Below are 17409 nucleotides of genomic sequence, written 5' to 3'. Positions count from 1 at the left end.
CCAATGGAACGTGAGACGATATTAGAGGTAAATGATTTAGATATTACCTTTGAACTGAGAGGAAAACGGCTTCATGCCATACGGGGGATTTCCCTGGAACTTTATAAAGGGGAAATTCTTGCAATTGTAGGAGAATCGGGAAGCGGAAAATCGGTATTTACAAAATCATTTATGGGACTTTTAGATAAGAATGGCAGTGTCAGCGGCGGGAAAGCCGTTTATTATGGCTCTGATGATAAGGTTCCGGTAGAGTTAACGGGAATTAAGAAAGAAAAAGACTGGTTAAAGCTGCGGGGACATGAAATTGCCATGATCATGCAGGATCCAATGACCAGCTTAAATCCATTAAAGACCATTGGTGCACAGATTATGGAGGCGGTTCTCCTGCATCAGAAGGGAAGCAGGGCTGAGGCAAAAAAACGGACGCTTCAGTATCTGACCGACGTGGGAATTCAGGATCCGGAGAAACGATTTTCTCAGTATCCTCATGAATTTTCAGGTGGTATGCGCCAGCGTGTGGTCATTGCCATAGCAATTGCCTGCAATCCCCAGATTCTTATTTGTGATGAGCCCACAACGGCACTTGATGTGACCATACAGGCTCAGATTCTGGAACTGATTAAGGAACTGCGGCTGAAATATAAGCTTTCTGTGATTCTCATCACTCATGATCTTGGGGTAGTGGCCAATACGGCAGACAGAGTAGCTGTGATGTATGCCGGAGACATCGTGGAGATTGGAACCAGTGAGGATATCTTTTATGATGCAAGACACCCTTATACCTGGGCGCTTCTTTCATCTTTGCCCCAGGTTGGGATAAAAGGTGAGAATTTATTCTCCATCGCAGGAACACCCCCCAATCTTTATGCAGAAATAAAGGGAGATGCGTTTGCTCCCAGAAATCCTCAGGCTCTTAAGATTGATTTCGTGAAGAGTCCTCCTTATTTCGATATTTCCCCTACCCACAAGGCCAAAACCTGGCTGTTGGATGAACGGGCACCAAAGGCGGATCCGCCGCCTGTACTAAAAATAATCAGAGAGGGAGGTCTGTTCTGATGGAGCGGGAAGTATTACTGGAAGTAAAGGATTTGGAAGTGACCTTCGGCGAACGAAAAAAGAAATACCAGGCAGTAAAAGGGGTAAACTTTAAGATTTATAAAGGGGAGACCTTTGGACTGGTGGGAGAATCCGGTTCTGGAAAAACGACTATTGGCCGGGCTGTCATGAGAATTATAAAGACTTCAGGAGGAGAGATTCTCTACAAGGGTCAGAAAATAAACGGAGATATTTCGGGAGAACTGGACCGGAAGGTGATTCAGGAAATCCAGATGATTTTTCAGGATCCTCAGGCATCGTTAAATGAAAGAGCCAAGGTGGATTATATTGTAAGCGAAGGGCTATTGAATATTGAAAAAGGGATTACTGAGAAGGAAAGGAAAGAACGGGTGAATCAGGCACTTCTTGATGTGGGACTCCTTCCGGAGTTTGCCAGCCGTTTCCCCCATGAGTTTTCGGGAGGCCAGAGGCAGCGGATTGGTATTGCAAGATCTCTGATTATGAAACCGGAGTTTATCATAGCGGATGAACCGATTTCTGCCCTGGATGTGTCGGTACGGGCTCAGGTTCTGAATCTCCTTACCAGAATTCAAAAAGAACGTCAGATTACTTATTTGTTCATTGCCCACGATTTATCGGTTATGCGGTTTATTACTGACCGGATTGCAGTCATACGCAAAGGAGAGATCGTGGAGATGGCTGAGACGGAGGAATTGATTACCCATGCCATTCACCCTTACACAAGGGCGCTTCTTTCAGCAATTCCCATGCCGGATCCAAAGCATGAGAAGGAGAAGAAGCTGATGGTTTATGATCCGTCCAGCCATGATTATACAACTGATCCGCCTTTCTGGCAGGAAATCAGAAAAGAACATTATGTACTGGCGAATAAAAAAGAGGCGGAAGAATATAAGAAATTATATGAGCGTTGACGAAACGGATGACAGGCAGCGGAACTATCCGCTGCCTTTGACTTGCAGGTCCGGTTCTTTGGAATGAAGGGAGACAGTGATGGAGCAGCAGTTTGCAGTAATTAAAAAGCCGGTAATTACCATATGGGACCGGTCTGGGGAAACAAAGGAGAACAGGGAAAAGAAACTGGTATCTTCCATTGCAGATGAAGGGATATACGGTATGGGACTTCGGATCACAGGGGAGGAAGACCAGGGATTTTATCCGGTTGTTACAGCCTATCATTATCCGGGGTATGTAAGAAAAGAGGATGTGGAACTGACAGGCCTTTCTTCTCTGATTAGCTGGGAAGAAGGCGGTCTGATGGTAACAGATGGAGAAGTAGTGGATATCATGTCAATTCCCAAGGTCCAGGGTGTGAGAATCATGAGTGTTCCCAGAGGAGCGCTGATTAAGGTGAGAGAGTTTGAATCTGAGGAACCTGGCTGGGCAATGGTTGAGTTATTTGACGGGCAGATTGGTTTTATGAGGAATCAGTATCTGCGACCGAAAGAATATTCTCAAAGCGGCTTGTGGACGGATCAACTCCCACAGAAGGAAATTGTGGACGAAAGAGAATTCCGCCTGGCAGTGATTGAGACGGCAATGGAGTATTTAGGCACCCAGTACCGGTGGGGAGGCAGAACGTCTTTGGGGATTGACTGTTCTGGTTTAACTTCACAGAGCTATCTGATGAACGGAATTATTATATATCGGGATGCAAAAATACAGCCAGGGTTTCCGGTTAAAGAAATTCCCAAGGATGAAATGCTTCCAGGGGATCTCATGTATTTTCCGGGGCATATCGCCATGTACCTGGGAGATGGATCGTATATTCACTCCACGGGTAAGGTTGGCAGCAGCGGAGTGGTCATAAACAGTTTAAATCCTGATGCAGCGGATTATCGGGATGATCTGGCCAAAAGCTGGTATGCTTCGGGGAGTATATTTTAATAAAAACGGAGGATGACATGGATAACAGATTTACATTAGAGAAAAGAATACAGGCAGAATTAATGAGCTATGACGGGAAAATGGGGATTTATCTCAATGATTTTCATGGTAATGTGATCACTATGGGGCAGGATGAAAAATATGAGACGGCCAGTACCATCAAGACCTTTATACTTGCCTGTTTATTTGATGAAGTGGAAAAAGGGAACAAAAGCCTTGAGGATCTTTTGGAATATAAGGCGGAACATGTGGTGGATGGGAGCGGCGTACTGGCAGCCCTGGAACCAGGGGCTGTACTGAGGGTAAAAGATGCGGCTGTTTTTATGATTATTGTAAGTGATAACATAGCTACCAATATGATGATTGACTATCTGGGACTGGATACCATTAATTGCTGTATTGAAAAGCTGGGATGCAAGGATACGATTCTTTATAATCCCATTCACTTTGACCGGTACCGACAACTGGGAACCAGCACACCAAATGATTATGGCAGTGTGTTTACAAGGCTGGTAAAGGGAGAGCTGATCAGCGAGAAAGCAGATAGGGCAATGCTTGAAATATTGAAAAAGCAGCATTACAACAGTATGATTACAAAAGATTTTCCACCGGTCTATATGGACAGTGACAATACAGATGAAATACTGATTTCTGTGGCTTCAAAAAGCGGGAGCATGGATGCCTGCCGCAACGACGGAGGCATCGTATTTACTCCATATGGACCGTATGTGATTGTGATGTTTCATAAAGAATTTTCCGATGCCATGTATTATCCGGCTCATCCGGCCACTACATTCGGAGCCAGAGTAAGCAAAATGGTACTGGATCAGTTCCTGGCTTTGGAAGGAAGATTCTGTCTGTAGAGACCTATAGGCTTAAAAGCTGGGACAGATCATGAATGGTATAAGTAGCATCAGACCTGGCAGGAGAATCTGTGCGGGTAAAGAGACAGGAGTCAATGCCGGCATTGACTGCACCCTTGATGTCAGAACTTAAACTGTCCCCCACCATGATGGTTTCTTCCTGATTGAAATCAGGAATATGATCAAAGCAGTGTTTAAAAAAGTGGATAGATGGCTTTTCGCTTCCCACTTTTTCCGATATAAACATTCCGTCAAACAGGTCGAAAATACCAGCCTGATTCAGTCTGGTAACCTGGGTGGTATAGACGCCGTTGGAAGCGGTATAGAGCTTTTTCCCCATGCTTTTTAGCTGGGTCAGCGTCTCTTTTGCGTGGGGGATGAGCTCCGGGCTGTTGCCAAGAAAGCCTCGGTAGCGGGATTCTGCCTCCACTCCATCTATTTCTCTTTCCAGAGTCTGAAAGTATAGGGAAAATCTTGTGTGAAATACTTCTTCCCTGCTGATCTTCTCCTGCTCCAGCAGATTCCAGAGATTCATGTTTATCTTTTTATATTCTTCCAGCATGCTGCGTTCAAAGGGAAGGCAGTAGGATTCTATTACATTCTGAAAGCTTCGCTCTTCTGCCGCATCAAAATCCAGAATGGTGTTGTCAATATCGATTAAGTATGTTTGGTACATGTTTTTAGTCCTCCATATTCCAGTGCTTCTTAAAGAAGTTTAAGCAGATTCCTAACAGAGGGGAAAGGAGCAGAACACTGATTACGGTTCCTTCCCTGATCTGCCAGGGCGTATGTGCCCATAAGGTAAGGGCGATGGCAGCAACCAGAAATATCACATCAAAGCTCATGCGCACAGCGGTAAATTTCTTGTGATAAAGTTCCGTAATGGTAAGGCAGAGACTCTCTAAGGGGAACTTTATAATTCCAATTGCCAGGACAGCGCCAAGGCTTATGGAAGCGAAAATCAAACCGGTTGCATAGAGCAGTACTCTGAAAAGGTAGCTTTCGGCCGTAAAACCGGACAGAACCTGGTAGAGAAAAAAGTTAATAATAATTCCATTGGCAATGGTAGCGATAATCTGAATGATGTCCTTATAGTTTAATCTGGTACGTCTTAAAAGTAAATAGCTGATAAAAAAAATGGTATTAACCAGGTTTAATATGGTACCAACCTTCCATGGAATGAGAAAGGAAAGTGTAACTGCCACTGCATTTAAAATACTCTGGCCGATGGCTGCTTTTAACTGCAGCGATACTCCAAATCCAAATAGTACAAAGTTCAGGATGGAATAAGCGATAAATTTTGTGTTTTTCTTCGTCATTGTTTTCACCTCAGGAATATGATACCATAGTTTCTGGATAACCTACTATGAGATTTATCATATCAGAGGAAATTATGATGAAACAGTTTATAACGTGTGAGATTCCGGATCATTTAATAAAAATGGGGCAGGAGAAACGCTTCCCTAAGGGCAGCAATATTTTTAAGGTGGGGGAGTCCATTTCCCACTGTTATTATATCTGCTCGGGTGCAGTAAAAATATATATTGATCATGAAAACGGCCGCCGCTCCATTCTTGATTTTGCAGGAAGAGAGGACTGGCTGGGGGAACTTTCTATTTTCTGTAATGAAGACTTCACAAAAGAAAATAAAGTGGTGGATGACATCTGCTGCCTGGAGTTTGATTTGGAAGTCATTAGAGATATGTGTAAAAAGGACGCTGAGGTTTCTTTCTATTTCGCATCCTATATTTCCAGCAAACTGATGGCCAGAAGTTTCCGGCTTAGTGAATATCTTAATTATTCTCTGGAAAAAAGACTTGCCTCCTTTATACTGACCCATCACAAACAGGGATTGTATGGGATTTCCCATACGGATGTCTCTGAGTATATGAATGTCAGCTACCGCCATATACTGTTTGTTATGAAGAAATTTTGTGATGAGGGAATTATGAAAAAAGAAAAAGGGTATTTTATCGCTGATTATAAGAGACTGCAGGAGATTGCGGAACGCTCTGAATAATCCATAATTACTATTGTTTCTTTTCTATTTTTCGATATAATTAAGGGTACGGGTTTCTTTTAGAATGAGGAAAAAGAAAATAAGAGATTGGAATCGTATATATGGAAGAGGAACATAATGAAGACAGAAGGAACACAGGTATTCTGCCCTTTGAAGATGGAACTATCTTAAACTATAAGATTGTAAAATCCAAGAGGAGAACCATGGCGCTCCAGGTCTCAAAAACAGGGGAAGTGATCGTAAGACTTCCTCTCACTGTATCTTACCGTTTGGGGCATGAGCTGGTTTTAAAAAACAGCAGATGGGTGTATGAGGCAGTTTTAAAAATCAGGTCCCGGCCAGTATTAAATCAGTTTTCATGGGCTGAGGGGAGTGAACTGCTGTTATTTGGTGAAAAGCGCATCATTCGTATCCTGCATGATGTAAGGAGAAAGGGAATTTTAATAAAGGAATCTTCAGAAGAATTGACACTCACTGGTCCCATAGATGGAGAGGATACAGTCAAAACAGTGATTAAGAACTGGTACAGGCAGCGTGCAAGGCAGTATCTGGAGGAGAAAACTGCTGTGTGGGCACAAATTATGAACACGGATTACGGCAGAATTGCCATTCGGGATCAGGCCACCAGATGGGGCAGCTGCAGCGGAAAGGGAAACCTAAACTTTAACTGGAGACTTGTGCTGCTGCCGGAAGATCTGGCTGATTATGTGGTAGTACATGAACTGGCTCATCGGTCTTATATGAATCATTCAAAAGCATTCTGGTCAACTGTAGAAAAGGAAATACCGGATTACCGGTCCAGGAGGAAGAGATTAAGGGAATATGAAAGTGACATCTATCAGAAATATTAAAATTAAAACAAAACTCATTTTGCTGGGAGCAATCAGTATTTTGGGATTAATATTTATTGGAACAGAATCTGTTATTACAGCCAGCAAGATCAATGAGGCCAGTACGGTGATTTCCCAGTCATGGGTGCCTGCAATTATCATTGCAGAAGAGTTAAACACGAAGACAGCCGATTACCGTATTAAGGAATATAACCATGTGGTCACTTCAAGCGGGGTTGACAAATCTCAGCTGGAGCGGGAGATGGATGGCATCAGAACTGAGATAGACCGGTCTTTTGCCCGGTATGAACTTTATATTACGGATGAATCAGACCGCAAGTTAATGAATGAGGCCAAAGATAACTGGAGGAAGTATTTGGAATGCAGCTATCGCCTTCTTGCCGTCAGCCGGGAAAATAACTCCAGTGAAGCATTTAATATCATTATGGGAGAATCCAGAGAGCTGTTTGATGAGGCAAGCGATGGGTTTTTGGAGGTTGTGGATTATAATAGAAAAGGATCGGAAGCAGCCAGCATTGAAGGGGATCATTTGTATATGCGTCTGGCAAGGATGAAGGTGATCAGCGTTGGTGTGGTGGGATTTTTAATTTCACTCCTTGTAATTTATATAATCATTGCCATTGATAAACCGGTAAAGGATCTTGTGGAAGGAACCAGAAGAGTGGCAAACGGAGATCTGGGGGTCTATTTAACCTACCGGTCCAGGGATGAGATCGGCATCCTGACCAATTCTGTCAATGAATTGATTGACCGGTTAAAGCATATTATTGATGATGAAAAATATTTATTTCAGGAAATAGGAAGTGAGAACTTTGAGGTGAAATCCACCTGTGAAAAAGCTTACCGGGGGGACTTTGCTCCTATTCTTTATTCCATTACAAGCCTTATGAACCGTTTGTCTGCTGCAAAAAGGCGGAAAGAAGGATTCCAGGAGGAGCAGGAAACAGGGAATAAAAGAATTCGGGTAATAACAAGAGCCAGGAAATTGAGAGAGATAAAAGGCACAAAAGAAGAGACAGTACAAAAGAGTGTAGTTAAGGAGATCAAGAAAGATGGCAGCAGAGAAGTGGATGCTTCAGACTAAACGGGCTGATTTTGATGAAATTGCAAAGTTTCATCATATATCACCGGTAACGGCAAGAATTATCAGAAACCGGGAAGTATTAGGGCGGGAAGCCGTGGAAAAGTATTTAAGAGGAGGGCTGGGTGATCTATACAGCCCCTGTCTGCTGAAAGATATGGATCGTGCCATATTGATTTTAAAAGAAAAGATACAACAGTTAAAACCGATCCGGATCGTAGGAGATTATGATATTGACGGGGTCTGTTCTACATATCTTTTGTTTCAGGCACTGAAAGAGACAGGTGCAGTTGTGGATTATGAAATTCCGGACAGAATTAAGGATGGATATGGAATTAATGAATCTATCATCAGGGCAGCTTATGAGGATGGCATTGATACAATTGTGACCTGTGATAATGGAATCGCCGCAGTGGAACAAATCAGTCTTGCCAAAGAACTTGGAATGACAGTGATTATAACAGATCATCATGATATTCGCAAAGAGGATGGGCAGGAGATGCTGCCACCGGGTGATGCGATTGTTAATCCCAAGCAGGAAGCCTGCAGGTATCCGTTTCCTGAGATTTGCGGTGCTATGGTGGCCTTTAAGCTGGTACAGGCTTTGTATGAGACGTTTGGAATTCCAAAAGAGAAATCTTTTGATATGGTGGAATTTGCTGCCATAGCCACCGTTGGAGATGTGATGAAGCTGCAGGACGAGAACCGGATTATCGTGAAAGAAGGTTTAAAGCGCATTGGGAATACCAAAAGTCTGGGGCTTTTAAAACTTATTGAGAAGAATAATTTAGATAAGGATCATATCACGGCATATCAGATAGGATTTGTCATCGGCCCTTGTTTAAATGCAGGCGGACGTCTGGTGACTGCCAAGCTGGCTCTTTCTCTGCTATTATGCCAGGAAGAGGAAGAAGCAGACAGAATGGCGGTTGAATTAAAGGATCTTAATGACCAGAGGAAGGATATGACGAAATCGGGAACAGACGAAGCGGTAAAGCTGGTAGAAGAACATTTTTCAAGGGATAAGGTTCTGGTGGTATATCTGCCGGATTGCCATGAGTCACTTGCTGGAATCATAGCTGGCAGATTAAGAGAGCGTTTTCAGAAACCGGCATTTGTACTGACGGATGGGGAGGAGCATGTGAAGGGTTCCGGACGATCCATTGAGTCTTACCATATGTTTGATGCTCTGGTGGAGGTAAAGGAACTTCTGCTGAAATTCGGTGGTCACCCAATGGCAGCAGGGCTGTCTCTGTTAAAGGAAAACGTTGATGAATTACGCAGAGCTCTGAATGAAAAAGCAGAGTTATCAGAAGAGGATTTTGTTAAGAAGGTATGGATTGATGTTCCCATGCCTCTGGAGTACATAAGTGAGCCTTTGATTGAGGAACTGGATTTACTGGAACCCTATGGGCAGGGGAACGAAAAACCCCTGTTTGCACAAAAGGATTTGTCCATCCGCAGTGTACGCGTACTGGGTAAAAACCGGAATGTGGTCAAATTTTCACTGGTAACAAAAAACGGTACTCCTATGGATGGGCTTTTGTTTGAAGACGGAGATTTATTTGTAGAAGAACTGGGAAATCATCGCCAGCTGGACGTGGTGTATTATCCGGCAGTAAATGAATACAATGGAAATAAATCCCTTCAGATTGTGATAAAAAATTACCGGATTTTAAGCTGATCAGACAACAGGGAGAATTAAGGTTCAGCACGCAGAAGATGAGAAAGCCTTGACATTTTAAGGAAGTTTGCTATATAATCTACCAAAATGCTAAAGAGTAACGATTCAAAAGGAAAAGTGAGGGAATGGACATGGTAAATGAAGTAATGAAGTTTATCACCGGCTTTGACAAGGAAGTAGGAGAAGCCATCGAAAAAGAATGCGCACGTCAGCGAAGAAATCTGGAATTAATCGCATCCGAAAACATTGTTTCAGAACCGGTTATGATGGCTATGGGAACTGTGCTTACCAATAAATATGCGGAAGGTTACCCTGGAAAGCGTTATTACGGCGGATGTGAAGAGGTGGATGTTGTGGAAAACATCGCCATTGAACGTGCAAAAAAACTGTTCGGCTGTGATTATGCCAATGTTCAGCCCCATTCAGGAGCCCAGGCCAATATGGCGGTATTTCTTGCCATGTTAAATCCAGGCGATACCGTTATGGGAATGAATTTAAATCATGGAGGTCATTTAACTCATGGAAGCCCAGTAAACTTTTCCGGTCTTTATTTTAATATCGTTCCTTACGGAGTCAATGATGACGGATTCCTTGATTATGATGAGATGGAGCGTCTGGCAGTTGAGCATAAGCCTAAACTCATTGTAGCAGGTGCAAGTGCTTATGGCAGAGCCATCGACTTTAAGCGGTTTAGAGAAGTGGCAGATAAGGTGGGAGCCTACTTAATGGTGGATATGGCTCACATTGCAGGTCTGGTCGCAGCTGGAATTCATGAAAGCCCCATTCCTTATGCAGATGTGGTTACCACCACAACTCATAAGACCTTAAGAGGGCCAAGAGGCGGTATGATCCTGGCAAACCAGGAGGCTGCTGATAAGTTTAATTTTAATAAAGCAATTTTCCCGGGAACTCAGGGTGGTCCGTTAGAGCATGTAATTGCTGGAAAGGCAGTATGCTTTGGAGAAGCGTTAAAGCCTGAGTTTAAGACCTATCAGGAGCAGGTAGTTAAGAATGCCAAGGCGCTTGCTGCTGCACTGGTTAAACAGGGATTTCATATTCTTACCGACGGCACAGACAACCATCTGATGCTGATTGATTTAAGAGGGATGGAAGTTACTGGAAAAGAGCTTCAAAACCGCTGCGATGAGGTATTTATTACCCTCAATAAGAATGCAGTTCCAAATGATCCAAGAAGCCCCTTTGTTACTTCCGGTGTCCGGGTTGGTACTCCGGCGGTTACTTCCAGAGGATTAAAGGAAGAAGATATGGAAAAGATTGCAGAATGCATCTGGCTTGTGGCAACTGATTTTGATCATAAGGCCGATTACATCAGAGCTGAGGTAACAAAAATCTGCGATAAGTATCCGATTTATAATAATTAATGAAACAGAAAGCTGCTGCACGTTTCGGTGCAGCAGCTTTTTTCATATGCAGGAAGGAATTCACTCTTTTCTGCATGTCAGGAGGAAATTAGATTTGGCTTTTATGCCTGGTTTTTAAAAGATTCGCAGTCTGTGCATTCTTTTTTTGTAGGGTTCTGCTCATGGGTTCCTACTTTGATTTTCTCCAGTGTGCAGTAGTCAACACTTTTGGCATGGTAAGCGCAATTGTCAATAGTACATTGGATACATTCATTTTTTCCGTTTACTAACATCGATTTGACCCTCCTTTATTGTTTGTTGCATCTATTATTGTAAGCGTTTTTGGCTGATTTATTATGCCAAATTTTTCTTAAATAAAATGAGCAGAGTCCAATCGGTTATATTCTTCCTGGTTAATTGTTAAAACAGTTCCGTGCTTGAATCCATAAGGAAAGGAGAAGGATCTGTCGGAACGGATAAAATTACCGGAAGAAATATCTTCAGCGATAAAGGGAACGTATCCCTGTTTCTCTTTTATTTTTGTACCATAGTAATCCAAAAACAGGCACCAGCGTCCATCTTCTGTCCGAAAAGCGGTAGGGGCCTCGTATTGTCCCTGTTCCAGTTTTTTCATCTCTTCGCTGAACCTAGGAATGATAGAAAATGGACCGGTAATACATTGTGACTGAAGCAGTAATATGGCAGCAGGATTGGGATTACTTTTAACAAAGAGATAGAAAGTTTCACCATCTTTATATAAAGCAGAATCAATAATATCACTGTCTTCTTTTTCATATAGTACTCTGGGGCTGGTAAATGATTTAAAATCTTTAGTTCTGCTGTAATAAATTTTTTTATTTCCATAGTTGTTGGAAGGGTGGGAAGAAGACCAGTGAATCAGATAATCACCTGTTTCACTGTCAAAAATAATGTCTGGAGCCCAGACACATCCAAAGGGATCACTTCCAAAGGAAATCAGCCGTGGGGCGGACCAGTGAATCAGATCGGGAGATTCCCACAGAACCAGATTCCTGCTGCCCTCCCTGCTTACATTATCCCAGCTCCCTTTATACTTTGTCTTAAAATTTCTTGCAAGGCTTAAATCTGTGGCCAGTATGTAATAAATTCCTTCTTTTGTGCGGCAAATAGTAAAATCCCGCACACCCTGTTCTCCAATATCACTGGTAAGAATGGGATTGCCTCCGTTTATTTCCTGCCAGTGAAATCCATCTTTGCTGATGGAAAAATAGACGGCTTCTCCATCGGGATCTTCCTTTTCTTTAAAATGAACAAATAGATATGACTGCATCGTACACGTCCTTTCTGCTTTTTTTCCATCTTATCACTTGATGGCAGATGGGACAAGTTGTTGTTCCAGGAAAATAATATTGTCAAATCAGGTGTGAGTATGTTATACTTTTTTGGGTTTTTAATAAATATATTGTCAATTATAACTAATACTTATTAATATGGGCGGCATTTACTGATAGATCCAGTTCTATGCAGGAGGATAATTGAAGTGATCAGATTTAAAAATTACGTAAGAGCAGAAAGCCTTCAAGAAGCTTATGATCTGAACCAGAAAAAAAGCAGTGTAATCGGTGCAGGAATGATGTGGCTGAAGGTTCAGAACAGGATAAAAATGACTCTGGTGGATTTATCCGGTCTTGGACTTGACGGAATCGAAGAAACGGATAAAGAGTTTATAATTGGAGCCATGTGTACACTGCGCCAGCTGGAAACACACAAGGGACTTGATGGTTATTTTAAAGGTTTATTTAAGGAATGCGCCCGCTCCATCGTAGGCGTTCAGTTTCGCAATGGAGCAACGGTGGGCGGAAGCATATTTGGCAGATTTGGATTTTCTGACATTCTTACCTGCATGCTGGCACTGGATACTTATGTAGAACTCTATAAGGGAGGAATGATTCCACTTGAGGAATTTTGCAGTCAGAAATTTAACCGGGATATTCTGGTCAGAATCCGGATTAAAAAGGACGGCAGAAGGGCATTCTATGCTTCTTCCCGAATGACCAGAACGGATTTCCCTCTTATCGCATGCTGTGTGTCAGCAACCAATGATACTTATTACATATCAGTGGGAGCAAGGCCAGCAAAGGCAGAGCTTGCTGTCATAAGCCGCAAAGAAGGGGAAGATGTAAAGGAGCTGGCGGCACTGGCAGCAGACCGTTTTCGTTATGGCACCAATTTTCGAGGCAGTGCAGAGTACAGGAAGCATCTCACTGCGGTATATGTAAAACGTCTTTTCATGGCACTGGACCGGGAGGAAGGGTAAATGCAGATTGAATTTACATTAAACGGAAGACTCATTTATGAGGAGACGGGCGACGATGAAACTCTGTTCCACCTGTTAAGAAGAAAAGGCTGTTACAGTGTGAAATGCGGTTGCGAGACGGAAAACTGCGGGCTGTGCACCGTTCTTGTCAACGGAGTCTCAAGGCTATCCTGTTCCTATCTTGCAGCCAGGGCGGATGGCTGTGACGTGGTAACACTGGAGGGCGCTCAAAAGGAAGCGGAGGAATTTGGTTCTTTCCTTGCAGCGGAAGGGGCTGAGCAATGCGGTTTTTGCAGTCCGGGACTGATTATGAATGTACTTGCTATGGAAAAAGAACTGGATTCTTATGATGAAGAGAATGTCAAAGAGTATCTGGCAGGCAATCTTTGCCGCTGCAGTGGATATATGGGGCAGCTTCGTGCTGTAAAAAAATATTTAAGCAGAGGAGAAAACAGGAATGAATGTTAAAATGCGCACCGTGAATACTTCTGTCCAAAAGAAGGATGCGAAAGCATTGGTGACTGGAAAGCCTGTTTTTACAGACGATCTGGCGCCGGTTGACTGTCTGATCGTTAAGGTGTTAAGAAGTCCTCATGCCCATGCCTTAATAAGGAAGATTGATACAGAAAAGGCAAAAAAGGTAGATGGGATCGTCTGCATTCTCACATATCAGGATGTGCCGAATAGACGGTTTACCATGGCCGGTCAGACCTATCCGGAACCAAGCCCCTATGACAGGCTGATTTTAGAAGACAGAATGCGTTTCGTTGGGGATGCTGCTGCAATTGTTGCAGGAGAAACCGAAGAAGCAGTTGATCATGCAATGCGGCTTATTAAGGTGGACTATGAGGTTTTAGAGCCAGTTCTTGATTTTAGAAAGGCAAAGGATCATCAGGTTCTCATCCATCCGGAGGATAATTGGGAAAGCCTTTGCCCGGTTGGGGCTGATAATCGCCGTAATTTATGCGCCTGCGGAGGAGAAGAGCATGGAGACGTGGATGGATTGCTGGAGCAGTGCGATTATGTGGTAGAGCAGGTATATCATACAAAAGCAAACCAGCAGGCCATGATGGAAACATTCCGGGCCTACTCCTATCTGGACGCCTATGGAAGACTGAATATGGTAGCTTCCACTCAGGTCACCTTTCATGTGAGAAGAATTCTGGCTCACGCACTGGATATTCCAAAGTCACGGATTCGGGTGATCAAGCCCAGAATTGGAGGAGGGTTTGGAGCCAAACAGACGGTAGTGGCAGAGGTTTATCCGGCAATTGTTACCATGAAAACCGGCAGGGCGGCTAAAATCATTTACAGCAGATATGAGTCCCAGATCGCTTCATCACCCCGTCATGAGATGGAAATCCGGGTCCGGGTCGGATCGGATAAAAACGGAATTCTTCAGGCAATTGATGTATACACATTATCCAATACAGGAGCGTATGGGGAACACGGCCCTACAACTGTAGGATTATCAGGACATAAGTCTATCCCCCTGTACAGAACCCCAAAGGCATTTCGGTTCGCTTATGATGTGGTTTATACCAATTGTATGTCGGCCGGCGCCTACAGGGGCTACGGGGCCACTCAGGGAATCTTTGCAGTGGAATCTGCCATCAATGAGCTTGCAGAGAAAATCGGGATGGATAAGGTGAAGATAAGAGAATTAAACATGGTAAGAGAAGGTGATATTATGCCGGCTTACTATGGAGAAACTCTAAATAGCTGTGCACTTGACCGCTGTATGGCCCGCGCGAAGGAAATGATAGAGTGGGATAAGAAATACCCGTCAGTTGATATGGGAAACGGGAAAGTCCGTGGGGTCGGTGTTGCCATGGCGATGCAGGGCTCTGCCATATCAGGAGTGGACGTGGCCTCCGTTGAGCTTCGGCTTAATGATGACGGGTTTTATACGCTTATGATCGGTGCTTCTGATATGGGAACTGGCTGTGATACCACACTTGCCCAGGTTGCATCGGATTGTCTGGAGTGCGACTTAGATCAGATCGTGGTCCATGGAACGGATACGGATGTATCGCCCTATGATTCCGGTTCCTATGCTTCCAGTACCATGTATTTAACCGGCATGGCTGTGGTTAAGGCCTGTGGTGAGATGCGTGATAAGATACTGGATAAAGGGGCAGAATATTTATCCTGTGACAAAGACACACTGGAGTTTGACGGAAGCAGGGTATGGCAGCCGGCAGGCGGTCTGGAGATATCATTAAAGGATATTGGAAATAAGGTCATGTGCTCCAATAATAATATGCTTTCCGCTGGTGCCTCCCATACCTCCCCTGTTTCGCCCCCGCCATTTATGGTAGGGATGGCAGAAGTTGAGGTAGATAAAGAGACCGGTGAGGCAGAGCTTATTGATTATGTGGCAGTTGTAGACTGTGGAACAACCATTAACCCCAATCTGGCCAGAATTCAGACAGAGGGCGGTCTGGCCCAGGGAATCGGTATGGCGCTTTATGAGGATATCACTTATACGGATAAAGGTCAGATGATACAGAATTCATTTATGCAATATAAACTGCCTTCCAGACTGGATGTGGGAAATATCCGGGTGGAGTTTGAAAGCAGCTATGAACCCACAGGACCATTTGGCGCCAAGTCCATTGGAGAGATTGTAATTAACACGCCTTCTCCCGCCATTGCAGATGCCATAGCAAGTGCAGTGGGGGCCAGAGTCAGGGAACTTCCCATTACAGCGGAGAAAGTATATCGGGAGATGATATAGTAATATTAAGAAACGGCTGCACAAGATGGAGAATCCATTCTGTGCAGCCGTTCCTGTTATTGAGTCATTATTTTAATTTGTCGTAACCGGATGCTTTGATTGTTCCGTCACTGTTGGTGTTGTAATATTTCTCATCACCGTCTTTTACATTGGTTTTGCTCTTTGCAAGCTTACCAGAGGTGCTGATTAAGTATTCTTTGCCGTTGAATTCAACTACTTTGTATTTCTCATCCTTATCAGCTTTTAAGAGACGACCCTGAATGTAAATGCTGTCATCAGTGATGCCGTTGTAACCTGCGCCCTTGTTGCTTCCGGATTTGCGGAAGTTGAAGGTATAGGTTTCTCCGTCTAAATCAATGGTAGTTTTACCTGTAGCCATAGCGCCTTCCTTTGGTGAATTTCCAAAGTAGTAAACCAGACCTGTATCATCTGTTCCAGGAAGCTCGCTTTCTGTCTCGATTTCATCATAAGAATCAATCACATTGCCAGTTACGTTAAGCTTATAAAGTCCGTGAAGCATTTCGCCCATTTCATTGAATGCATAACGAATGCCGTCAATGGTCTTAATCTGGCTCTTTACAAGATTGCCATCACTGTTTGCATAGAACCAGTACTGGGTATCATCATCATGAGCTTTTGCATCAAGTTCTTCGCTTGGAACTGCCTTGAACCAGCCCTTTGCCTGCCAGCATTCTTCCGGAAGATTATAAAACTGGTTAGAAGAACTAGCTGTGGAGGTAGAAGCAGGGGTAGCCTCGTACCAGTCATATTTTGCAGCACCATATTCATTAAAGCGATATTTTTTGCCGTTAATGGTTTTGGTTGTATCAGTGGTCTTCTTACCGTTTGAACCAAAGTAGAACCAGTAAGAACCATTAAAATTGTCATCCTTATCTGTATCGTCTTCCACTTCAAGGGATTTCCAGCCATCTACGCGGGCACCGTCAGAAGCATCGCCACAGTAATATACGCCCTCTTTCCATGCATCATCCCCAGTAACACGGGTAGAAGCATCATCAAGCCAGCCGTACAGCATCTTTCCTTCTGTATCGAATGCGTAGGAGTGAGTTTCTCCATTTGCAATTTTTATAGATTTAAAATTAGTTTTACCGTTGGTAGATGCCTTATATGCTTTACCGTTGCTGCCAAAATAGTACCAGTTGGTATCTGCCGCATCTTCGTCGTCACTGTCAGAAGCAACCTCTCTCCATTCGTCAGTAACCATAGCACCAACAGAGTTTACATAATAGTAATTATCGTCTGTTTCAATGATCTGGTTTGTAGCAAGCTGTCCATCAGAATCTAAGTAAAACCAGTTATCTCCTGATTTTCTCCAGGCCTCTGTAGTCATATCACCACTTTTGTCATAGTAGACCCAGCTGCCGTTTTCTTCGGACCAACCTTGTGCTGCAAAGGATGTCATGGAGGCACCTATGGTAAAAATCGCTGCAGCGCAGGGAATCAGCCATTTCAGTTTCTGTTTCTTCATAATAATTCTCCTTTCATCTCTCCCGCCCATGGTTTTTGGGCATATAGGGATACCCCCAGGATG

Annotated in this window: 17 protein-coding genes; 12 read left to right on the top strand and 5 right to left on the bottom strand. The window is 43.6% G+C overall.

Going from position 1 to position 17409, the window contains the following annotated elements; translation table 11 throughout:
- Nucleotides 1–3 precede the first annotated feature (3 nt).
- From ACOAOT_RS17790 to ACOAOT_RS17775, 4 genes are all read left to right on the top strand, one after another.
- On the top strand, nucleotides 4–1056 hold the full coding sequence (locus ACOAOT_RS17790; protein WP_420218210.1) for an ABC transporter ATP-binding protein: 1053 nt from the start codon (nucleotides 4–6) through the stop codon (nucleotides 1054–1056).
- A complete protein-coding gene (locus ACOAOT_RS17785; protein WP_420218209.1) occupies nucleotides 1056–1988 on the top strand; it encodes an ATP-binding cassette domain-containing protein in 933 nt (310 codons plus the stop codon). Before ACOAOT_RS17790 ends, ACOAOT_RS17785 begins: the two co-directional genes overlap by 1 nt.
- Before the next feature lie 79 nt (nucleotides 1989–2067).
- Nucleotides 2068–2961, top strand: a complete 894-nt coding sequence (locus ACOAOT_RS17780) for a C40 family peptidase (protein ID WP_420218208.1) — start codon at nucleotides 2068–2070, stop codon at nucleotides 2959–2961.
- Between the two features lie 17 nt (nucleotides 2962–2978).
- Nucleotides 2979–3824 (top strand): serine hydrolase, encoded by an 846-nt coding sequence (locus ACOAOT_RS17775; RefSeq protein ID WP_420218207.1) that lies wholly within the window; start codon nucleotides 2979–2981, stop codon nucleotides 3822–3824.
- 4 nt (nucleotides 3825–3828) lie between these two features.
- Here ACOAOT_RS17775 and ACOAOT_RS17770 read toward each other — a convergent pair whose 3' ends face one another.
- Both ACOAOT_RS17770 and ACOAOT_RS17765 read right to left on the bottom strand, forming a co-directional pair.
- Nucleotides 3829–4500, bottom strand: a complete 672-nt coding sequence (locus tag ACOAOT_RS17770; protein WP_420218206.1) for a YjjG family noncanonical pyrimidine nucleotidase — start codon at nucleotides 4498–4500, stop codon at nucleotides 3829–3831.
- Nucleotides 4501–4504: 4 nt separating this feature from the next.
- Nucleotides 4505–5143: a YczE/YyaS/YitT family protein gene (locus ACOAOT_RS17765; protein WP_420218205.1), complete on the bottom strand. Its 639-nt coding sequence runs from the start codon at nucleotides 5141–5143 to the stop codon at nucleotides 4505–4507.
- A gap of 47 nt (nucleotides 5144–5190) precedes the next feature.
- Between ACOAOT_RS17765 and ACOAOT_RS17760 the strand changes: the two genes are divergently transcribed.
- From ACOAOT_RS17760 to glyA, 5 genes are all read left to right on the top strand, one after another.
- Nucleotides 5191–5844, top strand: coding sequence for a cyclic nucleotide-binding domain-containing protein (locus tag ACOAOT_RS17760; protein WP_420218204.1), 654 nt, complete (start codon nucleotides 5191–5193; stop codon nucleotides 5842–5844).
- Nucleotides 5845–5945: 101 nt separating this feature from the next.
- Entirely contained in the window at nucleotides 5946–6695 is a 750-nt protein-coding gene (locus tag ACOAOT_RS17755; RefSeq protein ID WP_420218203.1) for a M48 family metallopeptidase, read from the top strand.
- Nucleotides 6667–7779 (top strand): MCP four helix bundle domain-containing protein, encoded by a 1113-nt coding sequence (locus tag ACOAOT_RS17750; protein WP_420218202.1) that lies wholly within the window; start codon nucleotides 6667–6669, stop codon nucleotides 7777–7779. Before ACOAOT_RS17755 ends, ACOAOT_RS17750 begins: the two co-directional genes overlap by 29 nt.
- Nucleotides 7748–9460 carry a single-stranded-DNA-specific exonuclease RecJ gene (gene recJ, locus ACOAOT_RS17745; RefSeq protein WP_420218201.1) on the top strand — a complete coding sequence of 571 codons (1713 nt, stop codon included), beginning with the start codon at nucleotides 7748–7750 and terminating at the stop codon, nucleotides 9458–9460. Before ACOAOT_RS17750 ends, recJ begins: the two co-directional genes overlap by 32 nt.
- 131 nt (nucleotides 9461–9591) lie before the next feature.
- A complete protein-coding gene (gene glyA / locus ACOAOT_RS17740; RefSeq protein WP_420218200.1) occupies nucleotides 9592–10842 on the top strand; it encodes a serine hydroxymethyltransferase in 1251 nt (416 codons plus the stop codon).
- A gap of 101 nt (nucleotides 10843–10943) precedes the next feature.
- Here glyA and ACOAOT_RS17735 read toward each other — a convergent pair whose 3' ends face one another.
- Nucleotides 10944–11114, bottom strand: a complete 171-nt coding sequence (locus tag ACOAOT_RS17735) for a DUF1540 domain-containing protein (protein ID WP_104438885.1) — start codon at nucleotides 11112–11114, stop codon at nucleotides 10944–10946.
- A 77-nt stretch (nucleotides 11115–11191) separates the two neighbouring features.
- The gene (locus ACOAOT_RS17730; protein WP_420218199.1) at nucleotides 11192–12130 is read right to left on the bottom strand and encodes a glycoside hydrolase family 43 protein; all 939 of its coding nucleotides are present in this window, start codon (nucleotides 12128–12130) and stop codon (nucleotides 11192–11194) included.
- A 210-nt stretch (nucleotides 12131–12340) separates the two neighbouring features.
- On the opposite strand from ACOAOT_RS17730, the gene ACOAOT_RS17725 reads away from it, so the two are divergent.
- Genes ACOAOT_RS17725 through ACOAOT_RS17715 form a run of 3 tightly spaced genes read left to right on the top strand, consistent with a single transcriptional unit; the run spans nucleotide 12341 to nucleotide 15857 of the window.
- The gene (locus tag ACOAOT_RS17725) at nucleotides 12341–13117 is read left to right on the top strand and encodes an FAD binding domain-containing protein (protein WP_420218198.1); all 777 of its coding nucleotides are present in this window, start codon (nucleotides 12341–12343) and stop codon (nucleotides 13115–13117) included.
- On the top strand, nucleotides 13118–13585 hold the full coding sequence (locus tag ACOAOT_RS17720; RefSeq protein WP_420218197.1) for a (2Fe-2S)-binding protein: 468 nt from the start codon (nucleotides 13118–13120) through the stop codon (nucleotides 13583–13585).
- Nucleotide 13586: 1 nt separating this feature from the next.
- The gene (locus ACOAOT_RS17715) at nucleotides 13587–15857 is read left to right on the top strand and encodes a xanthine dehydrogenase family protein molybdopterin-binding subunit (RefSeq protein ID WP_420219447.1); all 2271 of its coding nucleotides are present in this window, start codon (nucleotides 13587–13589) and stop codon (nucleotides 15855–15857) included.
- 67 nt (nucleotides 15858–15924) lie between these two features.
- On the opposite strand, the gene ACOAOT_RS17710 is transcribed toward ACOAOT_RS17715, so the two are convergent.
- Entirely contained in the window at nucleotides 15925–17346 is a 1422-nt protein-coding gene (locus ACOAOT_RS17710; RefSeq protein WP_420218196.1) for a PspC-like choline-binding domain-containing protein, read from the bottom strand.
- Nucleotides 17347–17409 lie beyond the last annotated feature (63 nt).

The sequence above is a fragment of the Lacrimispora struthionigena genome, assembly GCF_048627165.1.
GTDB lineage: Bacteria > Bacillota > Clostridia > Lachnospirales > Lachnospiraceae > Lacrimispora.
The sequence above is the reverse complement of the archived record's forward strand: the minus strand, read 5'-3'. Positions and strand labels throughout refer to the sequence as shown.